This is a genomic window from Kitasatospora sp. NPDC004240, from assembly GCF_053603215.1.
Genome location: NZ_JBSGFD010000392.1, coordinates 1 through 3,179 on the forward strand (window position 1 = coordinate 1; position 3,179 = coordinate 3,179).

Annotated in this window: 3 protein-coding genes, 2 tRNA genes and 1 pseudogene; all 6 read left to right on the forward strand. The window is 74.2% G+C overall.

Annotated elements, in window-relative coordinates; genetic code table 11:
• Nucleotides 1–91 (forward strand): annotated as a pseudogene (locus tag ACWEQL_RS41785) (aspartate/glutamate racemase); the annotation flags it as partial.
• A 67-nt stretch (nt 92–158) separates the two neighbouring features.
• Nucleotides 159–479 carry a DUF3566 domain-containing protein gene (locus tag ACWEQL_RS41790; RefSeq protein ID WP_452156769.1) on the forward strand — a complete coding sequence of 107 codons (321 nt, stop codon included), beginning with the start codon at nt 159–161 and terminating at the stop codon, nt 477–479.
• Between the two features lie 297 nt (nt 480–776).
• Nucleotides 777–2,186 carry a class I SAM-dependent methyltransferase gene (locus ACWEQL_RS41795; protein ID WP_452156768.1) on the forward strand — a complete coding sequence of 470 codons (1,410 nt, stop codon included), beginning with the start codon at nt 777–779 and terminating at the stop codon, nt 2,184–2,186.
• 16 nt (nt 2,187–2,202) lie between these two features.
• Nucleotides 2,203–2,276 (forward strand) — tRNA-Ile (locus tag ACWEQL_RS41800).
• A 219-nt stretch (nt 2,277–2,495) separates the two neighbouring features.
• Nucleotides 2,496–2,569 (forward strand) — tRNA-Ile (locus ACWEQL_RS41805).
• A gap of 316 nt (nt 2,570–2,885) precedes the next feature.
• Complete coding sequence (locus ACWEQL_RS41810; RefSeq protein ID WP_014137031.1) at nt 2,886–3,014, forward strand: DLW-39 family protein; 129 nt, start codon at nt 2,886–2,888, stop codon at nt 3,012–3,014.
• The last annotated feature ends 165 nt before the right edge of the window (nt 3,015–3,179 follow it).

Consider the following 3,179-nt stretch of genomic DNA (forward strand, 5'->3'; position numbering starts at 1 on the left):
GCACCTCGCCGACGCCACCGCGGCGGCCGTCCGCGCCACCGGACTGCGGACCGTCGGCCTGCTCGGTACGGCGTTCACCATGGAACAGGACTTGTCCGGGCCTGGGCCGCACCCGCAAGGCGCGGCTGCGGATCACCAAGGCCGACCCGTGGTCGGTGATGAAGGTCAGCTTCCTGCTGTCGCTGGCGGTCGGGATCATCCTCATCGTCGCGGCGGCCGTGCTGTGGATGACGCTGGACTCGCTCGGCGTCTTCGACTCGCTGGCCAAGACCCTCAAGGACGTCACCGGCTCGGACACCACCGGTGGCGTCGAGCTGATGGACTACGTGGGCTTCGGCAAGGTGATGACCTTCACCATGCTGATCGCCGTGGTCGACGTCGTCCTGCTGACCGCGCTGGCCACCCTGTCGGCGTTCATCTACAACGCGGCGGCCGGCTTCACCGGCGGCGTCGAGCTGACGCTGGCGGAGGAGGACTGACCGTCCCCCGGCGGCCGGATCCGGCCGTTCGCTGACCGAACCTCAACTTTTCGTCCACGGACGGAAATGTCCGGGCCCCGGAGGCTGTTGCAGCCTCCGGGGCCCGTCGGCGTCCCGGGGCATTCGGGTGACAGGGAGCGCGCCCGGCGCGCCACCCGGATGCGGGCCGGGCGCGGTGGGCAAAGCTTTGGTGCGCCCGTCCGGCGCCCGTCCGGCACGGCGGGTCCGGGGCGCGGCCCGGGCACTCCCGCGCCCGGGAACGGCTTGGTCTGGACGACGGCTGGACGGAGGCGCGCGATGACGGATCGGCTCGCGAGGGAACTGGTCGGGGCCCTGGAGGGGCTGCTGGGCGTGCCACTGCCCCTGCGGGTGCGGATCTGGTCGGGCGGGGTCGCCGGGCCGCCGGGGGCGCCCACCCTGGTCCTGCGCAACCGCCGGGCGCTGCGGCGCCTGCTCTGGCAGCCGAACGAGCTGGGCCTGGCCCGCGCCTACGTCTCCGGCGACCTCGACCTCGCGCCCGGCACCGACCTGTACGAGGTGCTGACCGCGGTCGCCCACTTCGCCGAGAGCCCGGACATCCGCCAGCTGCGGCTCGGCCCCGCCGACGCCCTCGGCCCCCGCGGCCGCCGGGCGCTCGCCGCCCTGCTGCGCACCGGCGCGGTGGGCCCGCAGCCCGCCCCGCCGCCGGAGGAGGTCCGCCGGCCCCGCGGCAGGCCCCACAGCCGCGGCCGGGACCGCGCCGCCATCCAGCACCACTACGACGTCGGCAACGACTTCTACGGCCTCGTGCTGGGCCCGTCGATGGTGTACTCCTGCGCGTACTGGACGCCCGCCGCCAAGAGCCTGGAGGCCGCCCAGGAGGCCAAGCTCGACCTCATCTGCCGCAAGCTGGGCCTGCGCCCCGGGATGCGGCTGCTGGACGTCGGCTGCGGCTGGGGCTCGCTGCTGCTGCACGCGGCCCGCCACTACGGCGTCACCGCGGTCGGCGTCTCCATCTCCGCGGAGCAGGTCGCGCTGGCCCGGCAGCGGGTCGAGCGGGCCGGTCTGGCCGACCGGATCGAGGTCCGGCTGCAGGACTACCGGGAGGTCCCGGACGGCCCCTTCGACGCGATCTCCAGCGTCGGGATGGCCGAGCACGTCGGCTCCGAGCAGTACCTGGTCTACGCCGGGGCCCTGTACGGCCTGCTGGCGCCCGGCGGCCGGCTGCTCAACCACCAGATCTCCCGCCGTCCCGCCCCGGCCGGCGAGCGGTACCGCCCCAGCCCGTTCATCTCGCACTACGTGTTCCCGGACGGCGAGCTGTCCCCGGTGGGCAACACGGTGGCCCTGCTGGAGCGGGCCGGCTTCGAGGTCCGCGACGTGGAGGCGCTGCGCGAGCACTACGGGCTCACCCTGCGCGAGTGGGTCGCCAACCTGGAGGCCCACTGGACCGAGGCGGTCCGGCTGGCGGGCCGCGGCCGGTCCCGGGTCTGGCGGCTGTACATGGCGGCCTCGGCCCTCGCCTTCGAGGAGAACCGGATCGGGATCAACCAGATCCTCGCCGTCCGCGCCCGCCCCGACGGCGCGGCCGGGCTCCCGGCCACCCGCGAGGAGTGGCTGCTGCGTCCCGCCGCCACCGCCCCCGCGAGCCGCCCCGCGACCTCCGTCGGGGCTCCGGCCAGGAGTCCTTCCGATCCGGATTTGGGGGATCGGCGCTCGGTCCGCTAATCTTTCAGTGCGGCAAGGGCCTATAGCTCAGACGGTTAGAGCGCTTCCCTGATAAGGAAGAGGCCACAGGTTCAAGTCCTGTTAGGCCCACCTGCGGAGACACCCCGGATGGATCACCATCCGGGGTGTTTCGTTTTTCCACCGCGCGGCTTTCCACCGCGCGGCTTCTCCGGCGGGCTCCGTGCCCCGCGGGCGGGTTCCGTGCCCCGCGCCGCCACCGGACCGCACCCCGGCGGGCCCCGGCCGGCCCCGGTGGACAGGGGGTGAACGAGGGCGGTCGCGCGATCCGCTAACCTGTGAGTGCGGCAAGGGCCTATAGCTCAGACGGTTAGAGCGCTTCCCTGATAAGGAAGAGGCCACAGGTTCAAGTCCTGTTAGGCCCACCGACGTGAAGGGCCCGGAGTGATCACCACTCCGGGCCCTTCGTCGTGCGCGCCCCGCGGGCCCCTCCGGGCGGCGCCGGCCGGCCCGGCCGTACGACAGGAGGCGTGGCGTCAATCCACCGGCCGGACCGGAGCGTTGGACGCAGCGGTGGCTGGTCACGATTGGGACACCGGTGTGTATCATCGGCCGCAGGGCGGTCCGGCACCCTTCCGACCACCCGTTCGTGCTCGTAACAACTCATGGACTCGTCGACCCGGCCGGTCCGGCCGGAGCACGGCTGTTGAGTCCGCTACGCAAGAAGGACGAGGTCCCGCGGTGAAGAAGCTTCTCCTGGTCGCCCTGGTCGCCCTCGGCGGCTTCTTTGTCTACCGTCAGGTCCAGGCGGACCGCGCCGAGCAGGACCTGTGGACCGAGGCCACCGACCCGGTCCCGGCCGGCCGCTGAGGACGCCGGCGGTCTGACGACCGACGAAGACTTCCGGGGCGCCGCAGCGCGCCCCCCGGGGGGGGGGGGGGGGGCCCCCCGGGCCCCCCGCCCCCCCCCCCCCCGGGGGGGGGGGGGGGGTGGGGGGCGGGGGGGGGGGGGGGGCGGCGCCGCGGTTCCGCCGCG

Excerpts from the sequence above, each read along its gene's own strand:
- ACWEQL_RS41790 (WP_452156769.1), top strand. The coding sequence starts at position 159 with ATGAAGGTCAGCTTCCTGCTGTCGCTGGCGGTCGGGATCATCCTCATC.
- ACWEQL_RS41795 (WP_452156768.1), top strand. The coding sequence starts at position 777 with ATGACGGATCGGCTCGCGAGGGAACTGGTCGGGGCCCTGGAGGGGCTG.